Annotated in this window: 21 protein-coding genes; 1 reads left to right on the top strand and 20 read right to left on the bottom strand. The window is 41.7% G+C overall.

The genetic code is table 11. The annotated features are described in order from the left end of the window. Positions 1 to 14: 14 nt before the first annotated feature. From rhaM to BWI44_RS19510, 11 genes are read right to left on the bottom strand one after another with little or no spacing between them, the layout of a single operon-like run. The gene (rhaM, locus tag BWI44_RS19560; protein WP_007663220.1) at positions 15 to 329 is read right to left on the bottom strand and encodes an L-rhamnose mutarotase; all 315 of its coding nucleotides are present in this window, start codon (positions 327 to 329) and stop codon (positions 15 to 17) included. Between the two features lie 6 nt (positions 330 to 335). Then, positions 336 to 1,634: an alpha-l-rhamnosidase gene (locus BWI44_RS19555; RefSeq protein WP_286816049.1), complete on the bottom strand. Its 1,299-nt coding sequence runs from the start codon at positions 1,632 to 1,634 to the stop codon at positions 336 to 338. 10 nt (positions 1,635 to 1,644) lie between these two features. Continuing rightward, positions 1,645 to 2,775 carry a glycoside hydrolase family 88/105 protein gene (locus tag BWI44_RS19550; protein ID WP_286816047.1) on the bottom strand — a complete coding sequence of 377 codons (1,131 nt, stop codon included), beginning with the start codon at positions 2,773 to 2,775 and terminating at the stop codon, positions 1,645 to 1,647. A gap of 30 nt (positions 2,776 to 2,805) precedes the next feature. Then, on the bottom strand, positions 2,806 to 3,651 hold the full coding sequence (locus tag BWI44_RS19545) for an SDR family NAD(P)-dependent oxidoreductase (RefSeq protein ID WP_044532875.1): 846 nt from the start codon (positions 3,649 to 3,651) through the stop codon (positions 2,806 to 2,808). A gap of 2 nt (positions 3,652 to 3,653) precedes the next feature. Then, the gene (gene uxaC, locus BWI44_RS19540; RefSeq protein ID WP_286816046.1) at positions 3,654 to 5,054 is read right to left on the bottom strand and encodes a glucuronate isomerase; all 1,401 of its coding nucleotides are present in this window, start codon (positions 5,052 to 5,054) and stop codon (positions 3,654 to 3,656) included. 12 nt (positions 5,055 to 5,066) lie between these two features. After that, complete coding sequence (locus BWI44_RS19535; protein WP_021966967.1) at positions 5,067 to 5,789, bottom strand: RraA family protein; 723 nt, start codon at positions 5,787 to 5,789, stop codon at positions 5,067 to 5,069. A gap of 8 nt (positions 5,790 to 5,797) precedes the next feature. Then, complete coding sequence (locus tag BWI44_RS19530) at positions 5,798 to 6,745, bottom strand: mannonate dehydratase (RefSeq protein ID WP_021966968.1); 948 nt, start codon at positions 6,743 to 6,745, stop codon at positions 5,798 to 5,800. Positions 6,746 to 6,748: 3 nt separating this feature from the next. Next, the gene (locus BWI44_RS19525) at positions 6,749 to 8,407 is read right to left on the bottom strand and encodes a sodium:solute symporter family transporter (RefSeq protein ID WP_286816044.1); all 1,659 of its coding nucleotides are present in this window, start codon (positions 8,405 to 8,407) and stop codon (positions 6,749 to 6,751) included. Between the two features lies 1 nt (position 8,408). After that, positions 8,409 to 10,484: a GH39 family glycosyl hydrolase gene (locus tag BWI44_RS19520; protein ID WP_286816042.1), complete on the bottom strand. Its 2,076-nt coding sequence runs from the start codon at positions 10,482 to 10,484 to the stop codon at positions 8,409 to 8,411. Positions 10,485 to 10,505: 21 nt separating this feature from the next. Further along, positions 10,506 to 12,176: a RagB/SusD family nutrient uptake outer membrane protein gene (locus BWI44_RS19515; RefSeq protein ID WP_118220429.1), complete on the bottom strand. Its 1,671-nt coding sequence runs from the start codon at positions 12,174 to 12,176 to the stop codon at positions 10,506 to 10,508. A 10-nt stretch (positions 12,177 to 12,186) separates the two neighbouring features. After that, on the bottom strand, positions 12,187 to 15,198 hold the full coding sequence (locus BWI44_RS19510) for a SusC/RagA family TonB-linked outer membrane protein (RefSeq protein WP_286816038.1): 3,012 nt from the start codon (positions 15,196 to 15,198) through the stop codon (positions 12,187 to 12,189). A 236-nt stretch (positions 15,199 to 15,434) separates the two neighbouring features. On the opposite strand from BWI44_RS19510, the gene BWI44_RS19505 reads away from it, so the two are divergent. Beyond that, positions 15,435 to 16,184, top strand: a complete 750-nt coding sequence (locus BWI44_RS19505; protein WP_021966973.1) for an IclR family transcriptional regulator — start codon at positions 15,435 to 15,437, stop codon at positions 16,182 to 16,184. Between the two features lie 223 nt (positions 16,185 to 16,407). Here BWI44_RS19505 and galE read toward each other — a convergent pair whose 3' ends face one another. The 9 genes from galE to BWI44_RS19460 all read right to left on the bottom strand — a co-directional run bounded on the left by galE (position 16,408) and on the right by BWI44_RS19460 (position 25,203). Continuing rightward, positions 16,408 to 17,442, bottom strand: coding sequence for a UDP-glucose 4-epimerase GalE (gene galE / locus BWI44_RS19500; protein ID WP_044534918.1), 1,035 nt, complete (start codon positions 17,440 to 17,442; stop codon positions 16,408 to 16,410). 151 nt (positions 17,443 to 17,593) lie between these two features. After that, positions 17,594 to 18,172, bottom strand: a complete 579-nt coding sequence (rsxA, locus tag BWI44_RS19495; RefSeq protein ID WP_007663245.1) for an electron transport complex subunit RsxA — start codon at positions 18,170 to 18,172, stop codon at positions 17,594 to 17,596. Positions 18,173 to 18,185: 13 nt separating this feature from the next. Beyond that, entirely contained in the window at positions 18,186 to 18,770 is a 585-nt protein-coding gene (gene rsxE / locus BWI44_RS19490) for an electron transport complex subunit RsxE (protein WP_007663246.1), read from the bottom strand. 17 nt (positions 18,771 to 18,787) lie between these two features. Beyond that, the gene (locus tag BWI44_RS19485) at positions 18,788 to 19,450 is read right to left on the bottom strand and encodes an RnfABCDGE type electron transport complex subunit G (RefSeq protein ID WP_195208872.1); all 663 of its coding nucleotides are present in this window, start codon (positions 19,448 to 19,450) and stop codon (positions 18,788 to 18,790) included. Next, on the bottom strand, positions 19,447 to 20,439 hold the full coding sequence (locus BWI44_RS19480) for an RnfABCDGE type electron transport complex subunit D (protein WP_007663248.1): 993 nt from the start codon (positions 20,437 to 20,439) through the stop codon (positions 19,447 to 19,449). The genes BWI44_RS19485 and BWI44_RS19480 overlap by 4 nt, the downstream gene beginning before the upstream one ends. Positions 20,440 to 20,445: 6 nt before the next feature. Next, positions 20,446 to 21,783, bottom strand: coding sequence for an electron transport complex subunit RsxC (gene rsxC / locus BWI44_RS19475; RefSeq protein WP_007663250.1), 1,338 nt, complete (start codon positions 21,781 to 21,783; stop codon positions 20,446 to 20,448). Between the two features lie 38 nt (positions 21,784 to 21,821). Continuing rightward, positions 21,822 to 22,796, bottom strand: a complete 975-nt coding sequence (locus tag BWI44_RS19470) for a Fe-S cluster domain-containing protein (protein ID WP_138291945.1) — start codon at positions 22,794 to 22,796, stop codon at positions 21,822 to 21,824. Between the two features lie 44 nt (positions 22,797 to 22,840). After that, positions 22,841 to 23,260 (bottom strand): SoxR reducing system RseC family protein, encoded by a 420-nt coding sequence (locus tag BWI44_RS19465; RefSeq protein WP_021966979.1) that lies wholly within the window; start codon positions 23,258 to 23,260, stop codon positions 22,841 to 22,843. Positions 23,261 to 23,760: 500 nt separating this feature from the next. Then, positions 23,761 to 25,203, bottom strand: coding sequence for a DUF3078 domain-containing protein (locus tag BWI44_RS19460; protein ID WP_195208871.1), 1,443 nt, complete (start codon positions 25,201 to 25,203; stop codon positions 23,761 to 23,763). Positions 25,204 to 25,246 lie beyond the last annotated feature (43 nt).

The following is a 25,246-nucleotide window of genomic DNA, read 5'->3' as shown; positions in this document are numbered from 1 at the left end:
GACTTATCTCTATTTCATTCCATGTGAAAGACTTCTATAAGTGGAATACTTATTGGAGAATTATCCGGATTGACTTCCATTATATCAGCCATATAATCCCACCATTTTTGTACAATAGGAGTATTTCCCATTTCTTGGGATGAAGCTTCTCCTTTGATCTTCTGACAAGCATAAAGGATATTGGTATCCTTATCCCAATAAATGGAATAATCATAAACTCCGTTTTCTGACAATAATTGTTTCAATTCGGGCCATATCTGTGCATGCCTTCTTTCATATTCAGCTTCGCACCCCGGCTTCAAAAACATTTTAAATGCTTCCCGTTTCATAATTATTTATTGTTTTGTATCTACTTCCAATACATATACTTGTTGGGGAACCGATTGCTTCACTTTCTCTCCGTCTCCCTGTGAGGTACATTGTACAAAAAGATGCAGCATTCCCCGCTTGTTCCACAAATTTGTATCATAACTTGGTTCCCATGCATCAACCGAAAAATCCGTCAGATCACTCACATTCCAGTTCCCTTTTGAAAGGTCACCCGAGTATGCTACCGTCACCCGGCTATTACGGTCTACATCACGATATATATAATATATTCCTTTTCCCCGGGTATCAACAGCCAAACGAGGACGTGACATAGGAATCATCTTGGTACCGCGCCCACTTAACGTAAAATCCGTATGCCTATCGGCAACCTTTACCATTTGCCAATTTTCTTTTCCTATGAAGACTAATCGATATTGCGGACAAGCATCTCCGGGTTCTTTCCAATATGCGGCAATAAAAGGATTGCCTTCTTTATCAGTAGCCATACTTGTCTGGTTTATCAACTCACTTTTCTGAGGAATTTTAAATGCATATTCTGCATTTCTCACATTAATGGGAAGGTGATACTGCTCACCGGTTGACTTCTGCCAAGTGATTCCTCCATCCTTGGAACAGGCATAGCATAAATCATGGTTCGTCTCTACAGCAGACGTCTCACGCCACACCCAGGAAACATGTATGGTTCCTTTCCTGTCAACACACATTTGCCAGTATGCATTTCTCTGTCCTTCACCATCAATCAAAGTATCCTGCAAGCGATTCCACTGGCCTTTCCGCACATCGTACCTATTCAGTACAAGATTGCCCTGACCGGACTTACCCAAACGGTAAGCAAACAGCAAATCACCATTTTTCAATGTATAAAATTCGGGATAGGTCACCTTCCTTTCATCTTTACCCAACATAGATTGCAACGTATCCAGCCGGAGGGAATAAGCTTCTACACTCTTACAATATTGCAACGGAGCATTGTGATGATTGAAAGCCACATGCAGATAACCTTTACCGTCGATACCAATACTGATAACGTTGTGGGCATCCTCGCATTTTCCTTTATAAGGTGAACGGAGTATTTCAAAACGGTCGTTTCCTAAACGGCGTTTTCCCAAGGTCAGATATCCATCTTCGTCATAATAGGCAATAAATTGCATATTTCCTTTCGAAGTAACGGAGTTTGTCCGAAAAATGGCAGTATTAACAGACGTACTGCTATATCCCATACCAGCTTTGACCAGTTTCTGAGCATGTAACAGAGAGACACTCCCCAACAGCCCGCATATGAGTAATAAAATTTTTCTATACATAATATTTATGCTATTTCAATTTATATATTTCCGAAGCGGCTAACAAAAAGCAGCCTACTGCAAAATCCTCCGGTTCATGTATACAATCGTAAGTTAAGGGCTGACCGGCCTTGGGACTATTACTTCTCCCTTGCATATATCCCAATGCACCATTCGGATGCATACAGTCCTTTACCAAAGCATTCCAAGCCTTCAAGGTCATTGGCAGATATTCGTCACGGTCCAAAATACCGTTCCTTATTCCCCATGCCAAACCATATACAAATAAAGCGGTACCGGTACCTTCCTTTCCACCAAAATTACCGGGATCATGTAGGCTTACATTCCAAAAACCGTCTTCGCGCTGGCAAAGTTTAATGGCCTTGCTCATCTGCAAAAAGTCTTTCAGATAATCCTTGTAATGCTTATCTTTTCGGGGAATCAGATTCATGACACGCGCCAGCGCAGCGTATGCCCATCCATTACCCCTGGACCAGTAGCAGTCTCGTCCGTTAGGCTCTTTATAAGGCGGGGCAAATCTCTTATCGCGATACCAAAGCCCGTCTTTATGATTGTACAACCCCTTATCGCCATGACGGTTGCGTGTGAATGAATACAAATCCCACATCTTGTCATAATAAGATTGTTCTCCAGTCAGTCTGCCCAACTTAGCAAATACAGGCATAGACATCTGGATGGCATCTACCCACCACCAGTCATCGTTCTGAGGTGTATTCACCATCATGTCAATGGATAATTTTATATCCTTGATTTTATTGGGATCATCAGGACAAATGTTATACAAATCAATATAAGTCTGCCCACAACACTGATTGTCTGCATGACGAGTAACAGTCCCTTTATCCAACCCCCATTTATGGAATTCCGCCCATTTCAATGCATAATCGTAAAATTCCTTTTGGGGATAAATAGCATGAAAAGCCATTAAACCTTCAAAATATACAGCCCTAGTCCATATATTGCTTGGCCGTAAGGTATGTACAAATGTAGGTTGACAAGGATCCGGATATTTGACCATAAAATAATTATTGGCCAACAGCATGTGTTTCAAAGTTTCTTCCTGCTTCGGTATTTGCTGTGAATTCAGCGCAAGAAAATTAAAGAACACAATAATCGGTAGAATTACAAACTTGTTTTTCATAATAAACATTTCATTAATCAAAATTTAAAATCAGACTCCGCTACAAGCCAGAAAGCCTCCGTCAATTGGTATGGTAATGCCGGTTACAAAGCCGGAAGCTTCTTCATTGATAAGCCAGTTCATACAACCTACCAGCTCTTGCGCTTCCCCAAAATGCTTCATGGGTGTTTGACGCAAAATGTTACTTCCCCTTTCCGAAAAGTTACCATCCGGAGTCATCAACAGCTTACGGCTCCTGTCATTCAGAAAAAATCCCGGAGCAATGGCATTCACACGTATATGGGCCGGTGCCAGATAGGCAGCCAACCATTGGGTGAAATTTGCAATACCTGCTTTGCTCAAGGCATAAGCCGGTACCCGCGACAAAGGCCGATAAGTATTCATTGATGCAAAATTGATGATACATCCTTTGCCCAACCGAACCATATCCGGGGCAAAAACCTGACAAGGAATAACCGTGCCCATAATATTTACATCAATCACATCCAAGAAACGGCTCATGTCCAGATTAAAGAAACCGCGCAATTCTCCTTGCTCCTCTTCCAATTCCCGTTCGTTAAATTCATTGATGTTAGTCACCGCCTCCGGCTGGTTACCTCCCGCCCCGTTAATAAGAATCGAACATGCACCAAACTGTTCGTTAATCAAAGCATGTGCCCTCTTTACTTCCGCTAAATTGCGAACATCACACGAAACGGACAAAACATTCCCGTCCGCCTCTTTTATCATCTTCTCCGTCTTCCGCAGCTTTTCCAGACTACGACCTATAAGGGCTACTCGATAGCCCTTCCGAGCCAAGTCTACAGCTAACTCCGAACATAACGTACCACCGGCTCCCGTAACGACAGCCACTTCTTCTTTTTTTATATTGTTCATACCTATTTCCTCCAATTTTTACAATTTCTATAACAAATGTCTCTTACTATATCGCCTAATAAAGTCATATCCGACGGGAACTCTCCGCCGACTACCTTTTCACCGATAAACCGGCAAAGCACCCTGCGGAAATATTCATGACGTGAGAAGGAAAGTACACTCCGTGAATCTGTCGTCATACCGACAAAACAGCTCAAAAGTCCATAAGAAGATAGGGATTGCAATTGTTGCGTCATTCCTTCCAAATGATCATTGTACCACCAAGCAGGACCAAATTGCACTTTTCCTAAAATACCACTGCCCGAATATGAACCGGTCAGTGTGGCAAAAACAGCATTGTCCGCCGGATTTAATGTATACAAAATGGTCCGAGGCAACGAATCCTCCTCATTCAATGTGTCTAGGAAGCAAACCAAACTGTTCACATCGCACGCCGAACCGATCGCCGCATATCCTCCCGCCGGACCAAGCCGTGTCCGCAACTGAGTATTGGTATCCCGTTTGGCCCCAATATGTAATTGCATGTTCCAGTTTCTCCGTGCATAGCAGCGCCCCATGAACAACAAGACATACGACTGTAATTTCACCGTTTCCGCAGGAGAGATTTCCCCAATCTGCAACAATTTACCGAATAAGGACGAAGCCTCTCCCGATAAAACCGGTACAAACCTGAAACCCGCATCCAAAGAATGGTCGGCGTACTCGCATCCTGCATCAGAAAAAAGGTTCAGACGAATATCTATTGCATTCAGATAATCTTCCAGACACTTTATTTTCATACCTGAAAGCTCCGCTAACTGCGAAACGAAATCCTTGAAAGAAGGAGTTGTAAAAGAAATTACCGAATCCGCCCGCAGCGAAGGCTTCACTATAATATTCTGAGGTTGTAGGGATGCCTGGCGATGCCAAGTGAAATCGGCCAATAAATCATCGGAAGTACATAACATTTCCGCCCGACATTTCTTCAGGATGTCCAGCATTCCCCATCCCGGCTGCCGGAGGATGTCATTGCACACCTTCCATATCTCCCCCGCATTTTCCCGATTCAAGATTTCGTCAATACCGAAAAAGCGTTTTAACTCCAGACATGACCAATGGAACAAAGGATTACCAATGGTACGTGTGAATATGGAGGCCCACGTATCATACCGTTCTTTACCGGATATGCCAACCCCTGTAATCATCTCTTCGTCAATACCGGCTATACGCATCACACGATGTTTGTAAGGATCAGCATGAATCCACAATTCTGCCAAATCAACGAATTTATGATTTTCTGCCAGTTTTCGCGGGTCCAGATGGTTATGAAAGTCTATAACCGGAAGATTTTCAGCAATCTCATGATAGAGTTGCCTGGAAATATGGGTCGTCAGCAAAAAATCCTCATTAATAAAACTATCCATACTCAAGCTGCTTTAAAAATAGCCACCATTCTTTACCATCTCCTGAGCAGAAAAGCCTTCATGTACCCAAGTACGCATCTCCCTCTCCTGCTGCTTGATAGCTTCAGCTCTCAACAATACGTCATAGGCGATGCTACGCGGAATGGCTACCACACCATCCACATCACCAAAAATGACATCTCCCGGCTTTATATAAACTTTTCCAATCCTAACCGGTATATTATATCCTGTTATTTTAGTTCTCCCTAAAGAACCGTTCGAACTGCGGTAACGGTAGAATATAGGAAAGTCTTGCTTCAATACCTGAATCGTATCACGCAGCCCACCGTTGACCACAGCACATCTTGCTCCGCGGGCTATAGCGGAAGCTGTCATTACCTCTCCCCAATGAGCTGCTTCATCTTCATTACCTGCGTCCCATACCACACAACAATTTTTCGGCATATCATCCAGCATCTGTGCCCTGATATCCATTTCCCCCTTGACAGTGGGATCCGGATTACTGCGAATAGTGAATGCGATGCCTGCCGCGCGCATTTCAAACTGCAATGGCAAGATAGTAATCGGCAAAGCTTGATCCATCAATGTGGCTTCACGCAAAACATCGTTTACAGCTCCTGTATAAAGATTTTCGTAACGTTCACACAATTCTTGATCTGAAATCGGAAACTCTATACCATCTATCCTATCCAATTTCTCAATCAATTTCTCTAACTTCATTAAATTATTGTCCATAATCATTTTTATTCTTCTAATAAACCTTTTAAATATCCTGTCGCAAATATATGTCCCAGCATCTCATACGCCGGATTTTCTCCTGACTCACCAGCCATAACAGGAGCATGGTCTGTACGGATCACTCCATCAAACCCAATTTCCTTATATGCACGCATGCAGGCTTTCATGTCAGTCTGCCCTTCATCATGGAATGTCTCTTCAAAAGCATCTGCATCTCCACGTATATCTCGGAAATGGACAAAGAAAATCTTCCGACCGAAATGTCTTATCAAAGAAGGTATGTCCTCATTCATGGCTGCAAAAGAACCTTGGCAAAATGTTATCCCGTTGTAATCGCTGGGATAAAGTTCTAAGGCTTTGTCGAAATTCTCTACATTTCTAAAGATACGCGACACTCCCTGCAAGGAAGGTACCGGAGGATCATCCGGATGAAGAGCCAGTTTCACTTTACATGCTTCTGCTACGGGTAATACCTTATCCATAAAGTATTTATAATTGTCCCATATCTGTATGTCAGTTTGTGTCCCGGCTTCAGTCAACTGCGGGGCTGCCTGCATCAATTTTGAATCAAATGCCGTTACCAGTGCCCCACCTCTCCCTTTTTTAGCAAAAGAGGTACGATACCAACCGGATTGGGGCATGAAATTGTAACATAAAACAGGAATATCCAAAGCCGCCATATTTCTCAGTACTTGCTTGAATATCTCTATTTCTTCATCCCTGCCTGGCAATCCCAGCTTAATCTTATAATGGGGAGGAGCCGGTTCAATCACTTCAAGCTTCAGACCTGCATCATTCAAACTCTCTTTAGCATAAAGCAGAGCCTTGAAATCCCACGGTTTCATATAATACCGTTCGGCAGGCAATGCCGCTACCGCATATTCTACACCCAATTGGGTTGCAATCTTCCACTTTACCGATGGCAAAGTAGGTAAATACCATGCTAGTTTCATTATTTACTTTTTTATTTTCAATTTATAAACAACACACAGAGCCACTGCCAGTAAAAGACTCAAAATGCCGGCACATAAACTCAAATCTCCACCCATAGAACGTAGATTGGGAATGCTCATTCCTATAAAAAGCCCACCGGATACAACAAGAGATACCAACAGTAATATCATCAGTGCTTTAACATATTGCGATGAAATGGAAGGAACCTTTTTAGGGTCTATATTCACACTCAAGGCATCAAACAGTTCATCCACTTTCACTTTGTCTTTCATATCCATCTGCCCATAAACCGGCAGATAATAAAGAACCAAACAAACTATTAACTCGATAAGTGTTGCCATCTCCCAATCCACTTCGGGAAGTGCATTCAAGACAATCCCTACTACAATTCCAGCACTGATCGTAATTATAGCCGCCTTGGCATTCGGCTTGCGGCTTACAATACCCAATACCAAAGGAATACCTATAGGAATACAGAATATTCCCGTAAACAGTTTATTGGCTTCAAAAGCTCCTCCAAACCCTTCGATATAGATAGCACCTACTGTAATCAGTGCTCCGATAACTAATGTAGACCAACGAGCCACAACCAGAAGGCGTTTTTCAGCAGCTTCCGTATTAAACAACCGCTGATATACATCCTTTGTAAAAACACTCGACATAACATTGTACTCGGCATTCAGTGAAGACATAGTTGCCGCAAACATCGAAGAAAACATGATACCCATAATACCGGCAGGAAGCAAGCGAATGGCAACCGATATATAGGACATCTCCGGATTCTCCAGTTCCGGAACTATTAAAGAAGAGGCAACAGCCGGAATGAGGAATATCGGGGTAAACACTAAAAAGAGGATACCCGTCAGAACTCCCATTTTCTTAGCTGCTTTTTCGTCTTTCACACAAAAAAATTTCTGAATAAATGTCCAGTTCTCATTGTATTTTATCATCGTCATCACATAATAGATTGCCAACCAGAAAAATGCTCCTTTGGGACCATTAAACCACGTCATCTTCTCAGGAATCTGCTGATAAAGTCCACCGATACCTCCCACTTCACGTAAGGACACGGGCAACAGTACACAGGTAATAAGTATTAAGATCACAAACTGTACCGTACTCATAATCGTTACAGTCCAGATACCGCCAATAATATTGAACAGCGTAACAATTACACCCGAAACGATGATGGCCCATTCCAATGACAGAGGAGTGACTACAGTAATGAACACACCAATAGCATACAACCGCACCATATTGTCTAACAGCCTCACCAGTAATCCTACCCACGTCATTATTTCACGAACAGAGAAACTATAACGCTGTTCCAAATATTCGATGGGAGTGACGCAACCAGTCCGCCGCCAACGTCCGCCAAGCCACAGGCTGCCAATGATACATGCCGGTACAGTGGACCAAAATACCGTAACAGAGACCAACCCGTACTCGTAAGCAATCCCGGCATAAGCCACGAAGACAAACGTACTGAACAATCCCATAAAATTGGTAACGGTAGCCATCACCCAGGGGATAGTGCCATTTCCCTTGAAATAAGCACCGACATCTTTAATAAACCAACCGAAAGATAACCCTATCCCTGCCATCAATAATATATAAACACCAATGGCCCAGTAATCCAGTTCCTGTAATTGTAACTCCATATTATTTGTCAAATTGAATCAAGCTCTTATCCGTTATCAATATAGGTGAATCATATATCTGAATGCCACTGAAGATGTATTCCTTCCCCTTTTTCGTAATTTTATCCTCAGGTATTTTTTTAACTGTTCCCGAAAGAATATCTACAATTACCGGACATTCAAACTTTCCACTTTTAACTCTTACTTCCGTTGGAATAGGTGCATTAAAATTAAATGGAGTAGAATCGTCCCACCATAACAGGCATGATTGCAGTCCATCTTTTTCTGTCTCATACAAGAATTTACTACATGAATAATCACGATTCAGACTGATTTTTTCCGCATCAAGCCTGTAGTTGAATAAATCAAACACCGACATCAGATTCTGAACCGCAAAATAAGCCATTTTAGGACGTATCACCCGTTTCTCATCATCTGTTTGCAGCAATCCCTTCACGTTTTTCTTTTTAATGGCATCAGTTGCCGCATAATTCATATCTGAAATACAAAATATTCCCGTTGCAATGTCTCGTCCATGATCACCCAATATCCGCCTTAACGCCCATTTGGCCTGAGAGGTTTCAGTCCAGTCATAAGCACTCAGTGCTCCCCCCATCCGTCCTCTTGACGGGGCACCGCTTTCTCCCTGCCACAGCTTTATGTGAGATGAGTATTTACCGACTACTGTCCGAAGCCTCTCCACCAAAGGATACATGTCCTCTGGACGGAACATGTATTGATGATACGAAATCCAATCGAACAAATCCAGTTTACCACGTTTCTTAAACTCCTTAAGACAATTTTCAGTCAATGTCGTATCAGTAATCAACGCAAGAGCCAATGCTGCAATTTTAGCCTTAGGATCTACTTCCTTAATGATTTCCGCAGTACGAATATTCAGTTCTGCAAGGCTTTCATAGTCCTTGCCCAGTTCCTTGTTTATGTCTGGTTCATTCCAGATTTCCCATTCATGTACTCTCCCTTTATAATGTTGCGCCAATGCTCGCACCCAATTATTCCATCCAGTTTTTCCTTCCTCCGAAACAGGCCATCCTCCTTTCAAAAAAGGAGTTCCTCCACCTTGATATATAGGATTTCCGTACGAAACTTCCAACCAGATTTCCAGTCCGCGTCCTAAAGCGTCGTCTATGATAGTGTCGAGCCATCTGAAATCATAATGCCCCTTCACCTTCTCCGTTTTTGCCCATCCTGCTTGAAGCCTTATCTTACGCATACCTAATGGAGCCAGGTATTTCTTGTATTGTTCATAGTCCGCATAATCACGGTCTAAGACCTCACAGCCAATTGTCAAATGATTGCGTGTATCGGCCACCGATTTAGGCTTTAAATGACCAATGAGCGGGAACGTCCTGTCTCTTTTCCAGTTTTTGGTAACTTCTTGAGCCACCCGCTGCAAATAGAGTGCATCATCCTGCATTAACCGACCGTAGCAATGGCTCACATATTGCTTGGAAGTGAAATAAGAAAGAAACATATTGGCAATTAAATAACTTCCAATATGAGTGGGATGACTGTCATCAGACTGATAAATACTCAATTCGGGGCGTTCTTTCCTTACCCGCTCAAAAGCCAGCCCCACAGGTATACATTCGCAGCCTATGCTGTCTGCCACGGAAGTATATGCAGCCGTAATACGCTTCTGCATATTGTCAAAACTATCATTATTTCGTCCCCACGTCATGTAGAGCAGCACTTTTCCTTCCGTATTATATTTCCGGACAATGCTGTCCAATTTTACAACTGACGGCATAACCTGTTTTTGCAAGTACTCATACTCCCATGCCATTGCCAAACTCTGCTCCTGCAACACGACATAGTCCCAACGACCTTGTTTAATAGCGTCAATTGTATGCGAACTGGCAGCATGTTGTTTCAGAAACCATCCACCGACAGCCACCTTTTGAGCATAAACAGGCACATTCACACTTTGACCAAGTTCTTGTACCGTCTGTACCATTCTGTTGAAATGAGTATAGCTATTCCCGATGAAAAGAACCCTGATTGTATCTTTCTGGGCACCGGAAGAAACTCCGGTGCCTAAAACAAACATTAAACAAACAATTAGTAAACGTAGCATAATTGTATAGTTAAAGATTAATTAATCGGAATATCCGGGATTTTGCTCCAGAACCGCATTCTTGTTAGCCTCAATCACACTGTATGGAATGGGAAACAGCTCGTGGTAATCTTCCATTTGCAGACCATTGTATTCGTTGCATTTACGTGTACGCTCCACATATTTTCCCAAACGTCCCAGTGTAATACGGCGAAACTCCTCGTAAACCATTTCCCGTGCACGTTCATCCAAAATATAATCGATAGTCACATCTTCCGCTACGATATCTTTTGCATGCGACCTGTTTCTTACCACGTTTATATCAGCGGCAGCTTTGTCCTTGTCCCCCATATCCAGATAGGCTTCGGCACGAAGAAGATAGCATTCGGGCAGCCGAAGCATATATTGGTCAAGATAGGTACCACCAGCCGTCGATTTCAAAAGCAGGTTCTCCTTATCCTCATACAATGCTTCAGGATGCTCTCCCGGAGTAGTGATTTTTGACGGCCATGGAAACCAACGCCACCAATTTTCCTTCAAAGTCTTACTATACGAGTCTTCGCCGAACACACTTTTTCCATAGTATTTGGAAGAAGGCAAATCATAATAGGCATTACGGACAATATTGTACTTGGAATTCCGTATGTCATTATCAAAATCGCTCTCCCACAAATCATTCAACCACCAATCGGTATTACACATGTTCGATACGCCACGACCTCCTACATTCAAATCGGAACGGCCGTTCGTCGACAAAAATGCCACCTTTCCTTCGGGATCCTTCAATGAATAAGTGACAGGAGCAGCAAAACGCTCAAGATAGTAGGGTCGGTATTTAGTCGAAACCAGATATCCTCCTTCCGTATCCACTTCCATCTGAATAACCCAAAGTGCTTCTGTATTCCCGTTAGTTGAACGATTCTGGTTCTTTCTTCTGAACAAATCCCAAAACACATCTCCTGCTTCATTCTTATGTGATCCGAAACGAGTCTTCATTAATGCGACATGGGGAGCATCGATTATTTCACTCAAATACTTGACTGCAGCCGAATATTCTCCCAATGAAATAAGAGTTTCCGCCAAATAGTGTTTGGCTACCAGATTGGATATTTTTCCATCTGCCACAACTTCAATATCCGGAAGTTTTTTTGTGGCCTCCTCAAAGTCCTCTTTCATGGCTTTCAATACTTCTTCTTTCGTATTGCGTGTATAGTCCGTTTTGGGAACTTTATTTTCCTCCAGAACAAGAGGTACCCCTCCAAAACAATACACCAACGTCCTGTATCCGAAAGCTCTGAAGAACTTGGCTTCTGCTGTAACAAGAGATTTTTGCTCATCAGTAATCGACAATGCAGCCACCCTGTCTATCAAAGTGTTTGCATTGCTTATCAGTTTGTATTCCCTATCCCACAAATCAGCAATGCCTGCTTGTTCGGGTATCATCCAGTCCTTCATATTTCCCATAAAATTGTTATTGTGACGCGCATTCTTGGCAACATCCGTACTCATGAAAAAAATGAAATCACTATTATAGAAATTAGCCCGTACCTTGGCATAAAGACCATTGATGGCTGTTTGACAATCATCGTATGATTTATAAGCATTTTCAAGACCTAAAAAATCTAACGGTTCTTCTTTCAAAAAAGCACTTTCATCGCAAGAAGCGACAAAACATATGGATAACAATCCAATGATTAATCTATTTAGTTTCATTTTATTATCTTTAAAAAGTTATATCTATACCCAAAGAATATGTTCGCATAACAGGATAAGCGGTTGACGCAATTCCTAAACCGACTTCCGGATCCCAACCATCCCAACCGGTAAATGTCAACAGATTTTGCCCGCTCATAAAGAGCCTGAGATTGTCAATACCCAATTTCTTGATGAATTTCTGTTCTAAAGTATATCCTAAGGAAGCATCCTGCAAACGGACAAAACTCCTTTGCTGTACAATCTCTCCCTCCATCGTCGGTGAAGACCATACTGTTGCGAATTTAGCGTTCGGATTGCGCGGTGACCAATAATCATATGCATTCGTCCAGTTTTGATTTTCTGCATTGCCTATGGAATTGCCTATATAATCCGGACGTTTATTGTAGCTCATATATCCTTTCTTCCCTCCTTGGATTACATTAATAAAAAGATTAAGATCAAATCCTTTGTAACTGAACCTGTTTTTGATGCCAAGAGTATAAGCAGGCTCTTGATGTCCTAGTATTACCCTGTCTTTATCAGCGGATATTTTCCCGTCATTATTCTGATCTTTTATCTTATAGGTACCGGGATAAAACCCTTCCATAATGCTGCCATTCTCCTTATCGGCAATTTGCCAAATACCTTCTATCTCGTACCCATATATCGTGCCTATTGATTCTCCTATAAAAAGACCACTTGATATCAAATCATCCTCTTTCCCATCTTTATCATTATCTTCTCCCAACAATGAAACAATCTTGTTTTGATTAGTCGCAAAGTTAAATCCCAACGACCATTCAAAATCCTTTGTTTTGACAGGAATGGTATTGAGCACAATTTCCAAACCTTGGTTTCTCAATTTTCCAACATTACTTCGAACCGACTTAAAACCGGTTATTGAAGGAATCACGACATTCCAAAGCAGATTCTTGGTAGTGGCATTATAATAGTCGATAGAACCTGAAATCCTGTTTCCATAACATGCAAAGTCAATGCCTACATTATATTCGGATGTCGTTTCCCACTTCAAATCCACATTACCCATGGTTGAGACATTAGAACCCAAAGCCGTCACAGCACCATCTCCAAACACATAACTGTGCTCACCTCCCAATACGACTTTAGCCAAAGAAGAATATCGGTCTGTTTGATTACCAGTCACTCCATAACTTGCACGGAGTTTCAAATTATCCAAATGCTTGAATCTCTCCATAAAAGATTCTTGAGATAATGTCCAGCCTAAGCCAAATGACGGAAACCATCCGAACTTATGATTGGAAGCAAAACCGGAAAAGCCATCACGCCTTAATGTTCCGGTCATGAAATATTTACCCATATAATTGTACGAGAAACGTCCCATCTGATATAGATTGCTTTCTTTCCAAGCAGATGAACTAATTTTCTGAATAATAGCTTGTCCCAAGTCATTATATCCTGTGGCTGTATTCGAGTATTGTTCTCCCAATGCTCGGGTTCCATCTCCGCTTCGCCTGTTACAACCGTAAACAAACGTCGCATCCAAATGGTGATTACCAAATGTGTTGGAATAGTTTACAATATTATCAACCAGCCAATAATAAGTATTGCCGATATATTTTGAAGCTTCTCCTTTCTCACTGGCCTCATATTGATTGTAATTATACTGATTGGTAACTCCCGTCGTATAATTGTAATTAATTCTATAACTTAATCCCTTAACGAAAGGAATATTCACTATACCATAAACGGTTGTATTTATTTGATGCCTTTTGTCCAAATCATCCGAAAGATAAGCAAGGAATGGATTCTTTATGTTTCCGCCGTTTGGACTAACTATCCATTCACCTTCATCATTTTGAGGCATAACAACACTTGGCATCCGGACTATACTGTTTATATTCGGACATTCTCCGGAATAGTTAAGAAAAGAGATAAATGTATTCGTTCCTACTTTTAACCAAGGAGCTATTCTAACATCCACATTAGTCCGGAACGTAGTTCGCTTATATTTATCATTCTTTATAATGCCTGCTTGATCCGTAAAACTACCCGAAAGGAAATAGGATACCTGTTCATTCCCTCCATCCACATTAATGGTATTTGTATAGACATGGCCTGTCTGCTTGGCATTTCCCCACCAGTCGTATTCAATTCCATCATCTATCCCATTCATCTGAGAAATATTCAACGAGCTGCTAGAAAACTCCCAAGCAGGATTTATTTCCGTATAACCGGAAGATTGCGTATAAGCCTTTTCATATTCTACGTCGCGGACTTTTCGCAACCATTCTTCACGATTCAGTGGACGGAAGTTTTTGGTAGGATTACTAAATGACCAATTACTGGAATAACTGATTCGCGGAGCAGCCCCACGTCGTCCGGATTTAGTAGAAATCATCAATACACCATTAGCTGCCTTAGCACCATATACAGCCTTACTACTGGCATCCTTCAATATATCAATGGATGTAACATCTGAAGGATTTATATCGCCGATTCTACCGTTATAGATAACTCCATCCAATACAATTAACAAATCCTTATTACCATTGATGGTAGTCTGACCACGTACTTGCATAGTCGGTTCTTCTCCTGCTGTATTCACTTGCCCTACTTGTATGCCAGCCACGTTACCATGAAGAGACTGAATGATACTTGTATTTGGAGAATCTTTCATAGTATTCAAATCTGCTTTGACCACAGAACCAGTTAAATCTGATTTTTTCATGGTTCCATAACCAATCACAACAACTTCACTTAAGGTTTTTGAATCCTCAACCAATGAAACATTAATCATGTTTTTCTCTCCTACCGGTATCTCCTGGCTTATGTAACCTATATACGAAAATACCAAAGTAGCAGTTTTAGAAACAACCAAAGAATAATTTCCGTCCAAATCGGAAATCGTACCTACGGAACTCTCATTTTTTACCGTAACATTCACGCCTACCAAAGACTCTCCGGTACCGGCATCCACAATTTTGCCTTTTACACCATGCTGAGCAAAAGCCGTGGTGCAAACAAACATACACAGTAACAAATAACATCTTGTTTTCATAATATAAAATTTAATTTTTCAATGCAAAATTACTATTAGTCTTTTAGGATCAAAACAATCAGCAGAAAAAAAATGCGATTTCTGCTGTAGAACATAAGAATAAGCCATCAAAAGGGCTCTACACGAGGCCATACACACAATAGTAGTTAAAAACAAAACCTAAAAATTGGCAATAGAATTATAATTCCTAATTTTGCATTATAAAACTATTAAAAAATAACTTTTATATTATAGATATGATACAAGTCATACATCGGGCCCTAAGCATTCTTGAAGTAATAGCTTCCAGCCCCAAAGAAGACCTAAGCTTGTCCGAAATTGCAGATTCACTTCAATTAAACCATGGAACATGTGCCAACATATTAAAAACATTGGTAAACAGAAACTATGTAGAACAGATAGGCGCAAAGAAGGGATACAAACTAGGCTATATGGCTTATCAATTAACCAACTCATATACCTATTATGCTGAACTGAAAGAAATCGCAAAGCCTCTTATTGAACGGCTTCGGGATAGTATAAATGAAACGGTTATTCTCTCCATTATTGAAGGGGGGAAACGAATTTTATTATATGAAGCAGAATGTACCCACGAAATCCAGGTCAGAACCACTCAAGAATCCAGCGTTTATAAAGCTACTACCGGAAGAATGATACTAGCCCACTACTCCCTAAAGGAATTAAACTATTTCACTGGAAAATACGGATTACCTGATAAAGAATTGTGGCCGGAAATAAAGAATACACAAAATCTGGTTGCTGCCTTAAGTGAAATTAGAGCTAAAGAAGTGGAAATCACTTCCAATGCCAACCATGTTGTTAGCCTAGCAACTCCTATTTATAAAAACAAGACAATCATCGCAAGTCTGGGGATTTATTTGCCAGATATTCGGTTTGACGAAACTACTAAAATAAAGATTGTCGAAAAACTTAAAGAAACGACTTTTTTACTGAATAAGGCAATAGAAGAACAAGAAAAAAAATAAGCCCTGTCTCCCGACAAGGCTTATTCACAACACAAACACAAAATAAAACACGACAAAACTACTATGCAATCTTACCTGTCTATGCCGGGGAGGCATAAGTACTAGTTACGGATATTCACATATACATAAACAGCGTCAGGCTGATTTGCAACATATAAACAAATGCGGGGAAGCATTTGTTCATTTCCTATTTGTTAATAAAAACAAAAATCTCTTTTATCGCTTATTGAATACCTCTCTCACGAAGCTTCAATTGCCAGTTCCATGCAGAACGCAATGTATCTTCGATGGTTTCAACAGCTTTCCAACCCAACTCTTCATTAGCGAATTTAGGATCGGCCCATACCTTTTCAATATCTCCCGCACGACGACCGACAATCTGATAATTCAGTTTCACACCGGTTGCCTTTTCGAAAGCGTTAATCAATTCCAATACTGAAAGACCGCGTCCCGTTCCGATATTAAACACTTCCACTGTTTCCTTTTGTTTCTTTTCCAAAATACGGCGGATAGCGATAACATGTGCTTTTGCCAAATCGACTACATTAATGAAGTCGCGTATACAAGAGCCATCGGGCGTATCATAATCATCACCAAAGACGCTCAGTTTCTCACGGATACCGATAGCGGTCTGGGTCAGATAAGGTATCAAGTTCTGAGGCACACCATTGGGTAACTCACCAAGCAATGCTGTCGGATGCGCACCAATCGGATTGAAATAGCGCAGCAAAATTGCATTGATAGGAGCACCTGAAGCCACTGTATCACGAACGATTTCTTCATTGATCTGCTTCGTATTACCGTAAGGAGATTCAGCTTTCTTAATCGGGGCTTTCTCCGTTACCGGCAATTCGTCCGGCTGACCATAAACTGTACAAGAAGAAGAGAACACAATACCTTCCACTCCGTGCTTTGGCATCAACTCAAGCAGGTTAATCAATGAAACCAGATTATTGCGATAATAAAGCAATGGTTTCTGAACCGACTCGCCTACAGCCTTACTGGCTGCAAAGTGGATGATGGCTTTAATGCCTTTATATTTAGTAAACACAGCGTCAAGACCAGCGAAATCCAAACAATCCAATTTCTCGAATGCAGGACGAATACCTGATACTTTTTCGATGTTATCAACTACATCGGCGCTAGAGTTTGACAAATTATCTATTATCACTACTTCATAACCTGCGTTTTGAAGTTCTACTACAGTATGTGAACCAATATAACCAGTTCCACCTGTAACCAAGATTTTTTCTTTCATCAGTGATTTATTCTTATAGGTTATCATCGTTGTGGCGGCAAATTTAAGGAAATTAATTTTAGATAAAAAGAAAAAAGAGTATTTTTTTAGTTTAAATTAAAAAGGGGCAGAATTTCTTCTACCCCTTATCTATTACTGAATGTTCTTTTTTTCAGATCTTTACTACACCGGAGAATCCCATGAAAGCCATAGCCAAAAGACCGGCTGTAATTAAAGCAATCGGAGTTCCTTTCATGCCTTTCGGAATATTCACCAAACTCATCTGTTCACGCAAACCCGCAAAGAGTGTCAGTGCCAAGCCAAAGCCAATAGCAGTAGAGAATGCATAAACTACACCCGTCAACAGGTCATAATCCTTTTGAATTACAAGAATGGCCACACCAAGAATACAGCAGTTTGTAGTAATCAAAGGTAAAAATACACCCAGTGCCTGATATAGGGAAGGTGATACTTTTTTAAGAATGATTTCTACCATCTGAACCAAGGCTGCAATTACCAAAATAAAGGTAATTGTTTGCAGGTATTCCAAACCGAAAGCATCAAGAACAAACTTTTGAATAAGGAATGTCACTATAGTAGCAATAGTAAGTACGAATGCTACAGCAGCCGACATACCCAATGCAGTTTCCACTTTCTTGGATACTCCGAGGAACGGACAAATTCCCAGGAATTGTGACAACACGATGTTGTTAACAAAGATTGCCGAAATAAATATCAATATATATTCCATACTAAGTTCTTAATTATGCTTTTTTAAAGCTGTTAATCAATGCAATCAGATAACCCAACGCGATGAATGCACCCGGCGCAAGTACAAATATCAACATACCGTATTCTTCAGGAAGAATAGTCAGATTGAAGATTTTGCCTGTTCCCAGAAACTCACGTACGGCACCCAACAGAGTAAGAGCCAAGGTAAAACCAAGTCCCATTCCCAAACCATCAAAGAAAGAAGCTACCGGAGTATTCTTTGCAGCAAAAGCTTCGGCACGTCCCAGTACGATACAGTTTACCACAATCAGCGGAATAAACAGACCCAGCGTAGCATACAGAGCAGGAACATAAGCCTGCATCACCATTTGCAACAACGTTACAAAAGATGCGATAACTACGATAAAAGATGGAATACGCACCATATCAGGGATAACATTCTTAATAGCCGAGATTACAATATTAGAGCAAATCAACACGAACATGGTTGCCAATCCCATACCCATACCATTAATGGCGGAAGAGGTAGTACCCAGCGTAGGACACATACCAAGCAGGAGTACAAACGTAGGATTCTCTTTAATAATCCCGTTCATCATAACTTTAAAATTATTCATATCTTCTACTCCTTTCTTTATTTAGCGCTGATGGAATTCGTAGCCTCAGTAGCTGCGTTTTCAGCAGGTTCAACAACTTTTTGTGTAGCGCCCGTAGCAGCATCAGACTCATTCTGACCCGCATAAGCAGCATAAGCAGCATTCACAGCATTCAGGAAAGCACGTGAAGTAATGGTAGAAGCGGTAATAGCATCTACCTGTCCCCCGTCTTTGCTAACAGACAAAGGAGCCTTACCCGGATTCATTCCCTTAATACTTCCTTTGTTGCCTTCTTTAAACCAATCGGCAGCTTTGGAACCCAATCCCGGAGTTTCCGCATGCGACAACAAAGAATAATCTATAATGTTTCCTTCTGCATCAAAACCGACCAGTACCTTCAGTTCACCGCCAAATGCCATTGAACTGGCTTCTACAGCGGCACCAATAAATTGTCCGTCTTTCGTTGCAGGATACACGGCATAATCCACACCATTCACAGCCTGCACCTTTTTTTCCGCAATCGGATCGTTATCAAAACCAGGAACAACCGCACTTACCGCATCACTCAATGTCTTTGCATTGGCTTGTGCAATAGGTTCTTTCGTCAGCTCATTTACATACGCCAGCAACGCCACAGAAATAGCGGTAACACCCGTGAGTACCAGCAACATATTCTTCAAGGATGATTCTAACTTTTTCATTTCTTCTTCGCTACCTCCCCAAAGCGTTTAGGTTTACAATATGTATTTATCAACGGAGTAAAGGCATTCATAATCAGGATGGCGAATGACATACCCTCAGGATAAGCACCGAACAAACGGATAATCACTGTCAGCAGACCGATACACACACCATAGATCAACATCCCTTTCTTGCTCATCGGAGAAGTGACATAATCCGTAGCCATAAAGATAGCACCCAACATCAAACCACCTGTAAGCAGTTGAAGCACCGGAGATACATATACTTCCGGATCTACCAGATGCATGATACCTGAGAATACAAATACTGTTGCCAATATAGAAATAGGAATATGCCAGGTTATAATTTTCTTCCAAAGCATATAAGCCAATCCCAACAGCAATGCCAAGGCACTTACTTCACCCAAGCAACCTCCATTATTACCAATCAATAAGTCAAAAGAAGAAGGCAAATCTTTTAAAGCTTCTATATTTCCACCGGCAATCTGCTTCATCAGGTTAAGAGGTGTAGCCGCCGTCGTTGCATCTGTATAAGAAGTCAACTGTCCGACAACCGGCCAGCTCGTCATCTGCACAGGGAAAGAGAGCAACAGGAATACACGGCCCGCCAATGCGGGGTTGAACGGATTACAACCCAGTCCGCCAAAAGACATTTTACCGACACCTATTGCAAACAATGCACCCAGAATAATAATCCAGATAGGCAGATTGGAAGGTAAGTTGAATGCCAGCAACACACCTGTGATTACGGCAGAACCGTCACAAATAGTCGTGGTTTCTTTCTTTAAAAGGAATTTGCCGATAGCCCATTCAAAGAACAAACAGGCAGCTACCGAAGTAGCCGTAACAATCAGCGCACCCAGTCCGAAGAAATAGAGTGATACGAGAAATGCAGGAATCAATGCAATGAGCACGCCATACATATTCTTTTTCACGCTGTCACCACCATGGACGTGGGGCGAAAGTGATACTATTAATTTATTTTCCATACTTCGTTATTTTTTAGCTTGACGTGCACGGATGATCGCTCCTACTTTACCTTTACCCAAACGGCAATAGTCCAGCAACGGACGGTTCGCAGGACAGGTGAACTGGCAAGAACCGCACTCGATACAATCCATTATTCTTTCTTTCTCCATTCTCTCGAATTCGGTATGTTCAGCAAGCGCCGACAACAAATAAGGCTCCAATCCCATCGGACAAGCACCCACGCACTTTGCGCAACGGATGCAAGGTTGAATTTCACCGCGCTTGGCTTCCTTATTGTTCATTATCAGAATACCAGAACTACCTTTAGCAGTTGGTACATCTGTATTTATCAACGCCTTTCCCATCATCGGGCCACCACCGATAATCTTACCTGTATCTTCGGGCAAACCACCGCAAGCATCAATCAACTGCTTCATCGGTGTACCGATACGTGCCAGGAAGTTGGAGGGTTTTGCCACCGATTTTCCTGTTACGGTAATCACACGTTCAAACAATGGCTTATTCTTCTGTACAGCTTGATATACGGCAAATGCAGTACCCACATTCTGTACCACAGCACCTGTAGAGATAGGCAATGCGCCACTTGCTACCTGACGGCTGGTGATGGCATCAATCAACTGCTTTTCACCTCCTTGCGGATATTGCACTTTCAAAGCAACCACCTCAATACCTGCATAGCTGGAAGCAACTTTTGTCATCAACTGAATAGCATCCGGCTTATTATTTTCAATACCGATAAATGCCTTATTAACCTTTACGGCCTTCATCAGGATAGATACACCTACCATAATTTCTTCTGCATGTTCCAGCATTAACTGGTGATCAGCTGTCAGGTAGGGTTCACATTCTACGGCATTAATGATCACACATTCTGCCTTGAATGCAGGCGGCGGACAAAGTTTCACTTGAGTAGGGAAACAAGCACCACCCAAACCTACAATACCGGCATCGGCAATCTTTTTCACAATTTCTTCAGAGGTAAGATTACATTCCTTCACCAAAGTTTCTGTGCGGTCAATGCTTTCTTCCCATTCGTCACCTTCTACGTCGATAAAAATAGCTGGCTTCGGATAACCGCTGGCATCGATAATCGAATCGATCTTAGCAACCTTGCCGCTGACAGACGAGTGGATGGCTGCAGATACAAAACCACCGGGTTCAGCAATCTTTGTGCCGACTTTCACCACATCTCCTTTAGCCACAAGCGGTTTTGCAGGTGCACCGATGTGCTGTCCCAGCAGAATCACAGCTTTGGCAGGAACTTCCGCCTTGATGATGGGCTGATGTGCTGAAAGTTTATTTTCGTGTGGATGAACACCACCGATTGAAAATGTCTTCAACATACAATTCTGTATTTTAGTCGTTTATTACTTCTTGATTATTAAGCTTCCGCCTTCGGAGTTTCCACTTGAGGGGTTTCAACTACTTTCGGGGTTTCTACAGCCTTAGGAGCCTCTGCTGCTTTAGGAGTTTCTGTAGCTTTTGGCGCAGCAGCTACTTTAGCAGCAGCCGGAGCAGCACCTTCCGCCTTCGGCTTGCGCGGCGGGAAATTGAGTGCGACAATCGTGTTCTGCGGACAAACTTCCTCGCACTTACGACATGATTTACATTTGTTCGGGTCAATGTAAGCCAGATTATTCTCCAGCGTAATGGCCTCGAACGGACAAGCTTTCACGCACTTGCCACAACCGATACAAGCAACCGTACAAGCCTTACGCGCTACGGCACCCTTGTCTTTGTTCACGCATTGCACATAGACACGGCGTGACTTCTTACCCTGCGGGCGGATTTCAATAATATTCTTCGGGCAAGCCTTTGCACAAGCACCACAAGCCGTACATTTGGCTTCATCCACTTCCGGAAGTCCTGTTTCGGGATTCATGTGGATAGCATCAAACTGACAGGCTTCCACACAGTCGCCACAGCCCAGACATCCAAAACTACAACCTGTTTCACCACCATAAAGAGAAGCTGCAATAGCACAACTCTTCGCGCCATCGTACACATTTACACGCGGGCGATTGGCACAGGTTCCATTACATCTCACAACCGCAACCATCGGTTCGGCCGCAGTAGCATCCAAACCAAGGATTTCGGCAATTTGCGTCATGACAGGTTGTCCGCCTACCGGACAGAATTTTCCGTCCAACGAACCTGCTTTTACACAAGCATCGGCAAAACCACTACAACCCGGGTAACCACATCCACCGCAATTTGCTTGAGGCAACACCTCTCCTACCTGTGCAATTCGCGGGTCTTCGTACACGGCGAATTTCTTGGAAGCGATATACAGAATAGCAGCCGAAACCAGCGCTATAGCTCCCAATGAAATCACTGCAATCAGAATTACATTCATAAATTAGTTATTTATTTAATTATTTGTTTTTAATGTTCTAATAGTTAGTCTATCGGCTTTATGGAAAAAGAGAACTTTTTCCCCATACGTGTTTTATTCAGCCATAATATATAATAGTAAGGTATAAGGAAAGCTAACGAACAAATCGCAGAGAGAAGTTCGTCGTTCCAGATAGCCATAAATATAAAGAGAGAAATAATCAGAACACAGAAAGGTATTATAAAGGCCAGTAACACCGCCATCATCCCCATGGATAGTTCTCCGAAGACGATTACCCGGTCACCGGGTTGGTAGGAAGATGCATCATTACTGATTACATCAATCATTTTTTCTTTGGTATCAGCCGAGGCACAATGTCCTTTAGCGCTACACGCTGCACAAGCTGACGTTTGGACAATTCTCACCATAACATGAGAACCGTTTATGTTTTCCACAATACCTTGATGTTTTATAATATCTGCCATTTTGCAAACTGTGCATTACAAATTGCGGCAAATTTACGCATTATTTGTGAACTGCAAGGCTTTCACCTACTTTTTTATGTGTACGCTAACGCACTTTTTCCCGTTTTAACTGTTTTTCCTCATTTTTTTCACAGGAAAAGCCAGAAAAGCTGTTAAAAAACAGGGATTGATGTATCACTTTGCACTATTGTTCAAAAGAAACAACCTCATTTACTACATTTATACTATACTCATTGGCAGGAATCAGAGGCTGCTCAGCATCCTGTCAGATCCCTACCAAAAAAGGTTCACCCCCCTGTTTGCTCCGTACCATCCCCGGATAGAGGTACCTTCAACCGAATTTGGTACGGAGTTGGTACGGACCGGATATTGCCCAACTCCAGCCTTGGTCCCTTTTGGGGCACGGAAAGGAAGCCATTAATTCCACTAATGGAGGGATATTATAAATAAAGCTGCCCCCAAAAGGAAGCAGCTTCATTATTTATATCAAGTATTTATAATTACCACTTATAATTAATACCAAAACTCAGAATTTCATTCACCTGGAAGTGACTATCTCCTGTAGTCGGCTTGCTACTGTCATCATAACGTGCATGTACATACAATTTTGTAGAAAGATAACGGTTCAATATGAAATTGATCGTATTCTCCCATTCTACACGAGTCCATTCGTAGCTGGTCAGATAATTCAGACGGGAATTCAATACGATGGAAGGAATGATGGTCCACTCCAATGTGGGTTGTATTTGCGAACCCCAGTTGTGACGTACACACTTGCCTTCCTCCAAACCGAAGTCCACCTCATTCACATCTTTATTGCCTATATAACGCATCGTCCAAGTCAACGGAGCCATAAAAACAGACAGACTAAACTTTTTCTTCTTCAACTTGTAGTCCATACCGACACTGGTGGATAAATCCGCCGGAGCAAAGAAAGCTGAAACCAACTTTTCGCTGTTCGCCTTATAACCATGGCAGAACTGGGTTTTAAATTCTGTTGAAATGGTATAGTACCAATTAGAAGCTGCCTGAATACCCATTTTACTATACAAGCGTAGCAGGTCAGTGTTTACCAGATAATCGTGATACTTGTCCGAAGGAGTGGAACCAAAACCTAACTTAGCCTCCAACATATTTTCCCATTGCACTTTCTCGCGATCATTATAATTAGCAAACAGCTGCAGATTCGCCAGGAAAGAATTTGTACTTTCACCACCTTTATACCAATTGTCAGAAATATAGTTCTGAGTAATCTGCAAAGAACCACTTCCACCCGTCACCCACCAATTGGGCTTATGGATCACAACCTCCGCATCCTCTTTTACATTGACCATATCTTCCTGGACAAATAATTTTATAACAGAAGGTTTAGATGAAACTTCTTTTTCAATATTATCTCTGAAGCTTTTCACCTGCATTAATTCATCTTCCCATGCCACAATCTTACGCGGGTTCTCATTAGCATAAAGATATAACAGCGCACGGTCCACCACTTCATTGGCACGTTTCTTCGAAGTAAAAGGAGCTTCATCAAACATCAATGGTTCCTTTACAGAAGTTTTTGCTGTATCAAAAGGCTGGAATTTCCATTTCAATATTGAAATGCTCTCCATGGGAGAATTATAATAAGTCAACGGGATAAACAAGCGGTAATAATCAGGATTGTCCGCAATGTAACGCTCCGGAGTGGAAGGATCATTCAGGTAATTTAATACTCCCAAATGTTTTTCATAGGATATGGAAACTGTATCCAATTCTGGGGTAGCACTTCCCGGCTTCAACTTTAAAACAAAATATTGCTTCATTAAGTCCGATAAAGTATCCGCTTGTACTACAGCCGTTTTTTCACCGGTTTTTAATACAGGCTTCACCGAATTCTGCGCCATAGCCGACGAAGAAAAAAGCACAGCGATTGCCCATAAAGATAAAAATTTATTCTTCATAACGCCCTAAAATCTATGTTTTGAGCGCAAAATTAAATTAAAA

This window comes from Bacteroides sp. Phil13, assembly GCF_001940965.1.
Classification (GTDB): Bacteria; Bacteroidota; Bacteroidia; order Bacteroidales; family Bacteroidaceae; genus Bacteroides; species Bacteroides intestinalis.
This window is presented reverse-complemented; position numbering and strand designations above follow the sequence as displayed.

Coding starts and splice junctions, on each gene's coding strand:
- BWI44_RS19470 (WP_138291945.1), bottom strand. CDS start 22,796: ATGAATGTAATTCTGATTGCAGTGATTTCATTGGGAGCTATAGCGCTG.
- rsxC (WP_007663250.1), bottom strand. CDS start 21,783: ATGTTGAAGACATTTTCAATCGGTGGTGTTCATCCACACGAAAATAAA.
- rhaM (WP_007663220.1), bottom strand. CDS start 329: ATGAAACGGGAAGCATTTAAAATGTTTTTGAAGCCGGGGTGCGAAGCT.
- BWI44_RS19515 (WP_118220429.1), bottom strand. CDS start 12,176: ATGAAACTAAATAGATTAATCATTGGATTGTTATCCATATGTTTTGTC.
- BWI44_RS19535 (WP_021966967.1), bottom strand. CDS start 5,789: ATGGACAATAATTTAATGAAGTTAGAGAAATTGATTGAGAAATTGGAT.
- uxaC (WP_286816046.1), bottom strand. CDS start 5,054: ATGGATAGTTTTATTAATGAGGATTTTTTGCTGACGACCCATATTTCC.
- BWI44_RS19510 (WP_286816038.1), bottom strand. CDS start 15,198: ATGAAAACAAGATGTTATTTGTTACTGTGTATGTTTGTTTGCACCACG.
- BWI44_RS19480 (WP_007663248.1), bottom strand. CDS start 20,439: ATGGAAAATAAATTAATAGTATCACTTTCGCCCCACGTCCATGGTGGT.
- galE (WP_044534918.1), bottom strand. CDS start 17,442: ATGAAAGAAAAAATCTTGGTTACAGGTGGAACTGGTTATATTGGTTCA.
- BWI44_RS19465 (WP_021966979.1), bottom strand. CDS start 23,260: ATGGCAGATATTATAAAACATCAAGGTATTGTGGAAAACATAAACGGT.
- BWI44_RS19520 (WP_286816042.1), bottom strand. CDS start 10,484: ATGCTACGTTTACTAATTGTTTGTTTAATGTTTGTTTTAGGCACCGGA.
- rsxA (WP_007663245.1), bottom strand. CDS start 18,172: ATGGAATATATATTGATATTTATTTCGGCAATCTTTGTTAACAACATC.
- BWI44_RS19460 (WP_195208871.1), bottom strand. CDS start 25,203: ATGAAGAATAAATTTTTATCTTTATGGGCAATCGCTGTGCTTTTTTCT.
- BWI44_RS19530 (WP_021966968.1), bottom strand. CDS start 6,745: ATGAAACTAGCATGGTATTTACCTACTTTGCCATCGGTAAAGTGGAAG.
- BWI44_RS19505 (WP_021966973.1), top strand. CDS start 15,435: ATGATACAAGTCATACATCGGGCCCTAAGCATTCTTGAAGTAATAGCT.
- BWI44_RS19550 (WP_286816047.1), bottom strand. CDS start 2,775: ATGAAAAACAAGTTTGTAATTCTACCGATTATTGTGTTCTTTAATTTT.
- rsxE (WP_007663246.1), bottom strand. CDS start 18,770: ATGAATAATTTTAAAGTTATGATGAACGGGATTATTAAAGAGAATCCT.
- BWI44_RS19545 (WP_044532875.1), bottom strand. CDS start 3,651: ATGAACAATATAAAAAAAGAAGAAGTGGCTGTCGTTACGGGAGCCGGT.
- BWI44_RS19525 (WP_286816044.1), bottom strand. CDS start 8,407: ATGGAGTTACAATTACAGGAACTGGATTACTGGGCCATTGGTGTTTAT.
- BWI44_RS19555 (WP_286816049.1), bottom strand. CDS start 1,634: ATGTATAGAAAAATTTTATTACTCATATGCGGGCTGTTGGGGAGTGTC.
- BWI44_RS19485 (WP_195208872.1), bottom strand. CDS start 19,450: ATGAAAAAGTTAGAATCATCCTTGAAGAATATGTTGCTGGTACTCACG.